General features: G+C 62.0%; 2 pseudogenes. One reads left to right on the top strand and one right to left on the bottom strand.

Annotated elements, in window-relative coordinates:
- Positions 1-75 precede the first annotated feature (75 nt).
- A pseudogene (locus tag BPODLACK_RS23260) lies at positions 76-270 on the top strand (integrase core domain-containing protein); the annotation flags it as partial.
- Positions 271-334: 64 nt separating this feature from the next.
- On the opposite strand, the pseudogene BPODLACK_RS23255 reads toward BPODLACK_RS23260, so the two are convergent.
- A pseudogene (locus tag BPODLACK_RS23255) lies at positions 335-469 on the bottom strand (ATP-binding protein); the annotation flags it as partial.
- Positions 470-547: the final 78 nt, after the last annotated feature.

Genomic DNA, 547 nt, shown 5'->3' with positions numbered 1-547 from the left:
GTCGACTACGAGAACACCGCAGTCACCGAGCCCGAAGCCGCATAGAGGAGTCCTCCACGATTCCGGGGGAACCACAGACACACGCGGCCGTTGCCGGTTGAGGTGCTCTTCGAGCGGACGTGTCGCGAGTACGGCATCACCGCGCGGTTGACCAAACGCCGGTCACCGACCACGACCGGCAAAATCGAACGATTCCATCGCACATTGCGCCGGGAGCTTCTCGACGAGACTGGCGCCTTCGACACCATCGAGACCGCGCAAACGGCTATCTGTCAACGGCGGCCGAAAACTGACCCCTTATCGACGGTTGAAATTTGACCCCCTTTTGGTGTGGTTACTGGTCGGCGTTGACGAGTTGTCGTCGGGTCTTGGTGCGGTAGGAGTCGCCGTCGATGGTGATGACCTCGGCGTGGTGGACGAGGCGGTCGATGAGTGCGGCGGCAACGACATCGTCGGCGAAGACTTCGCCCCTGTGGTTCCCCCGGAATCGTGGAGGACTCCTCTATGCGGCTTCGGGCTCGGTGACTGCGGTGTTCTCGTAGTCGAC

The organism is Gordonia sp. YY1 (genome assembly GCF_009872315.1).
In the GTDB taxonomy this organism is placed as follows: Bacteria; Actinomycetota; Actinomycetes; order Mycobacteriales; family Mycobacteriaceae; genus Gordonia; species Gordonia amicalis.
The sequence above is the reverse complement of the archived record's forward strand: the minus strand, read 5'-3'. Positions and strand labels throughout refer to the sequence as shown.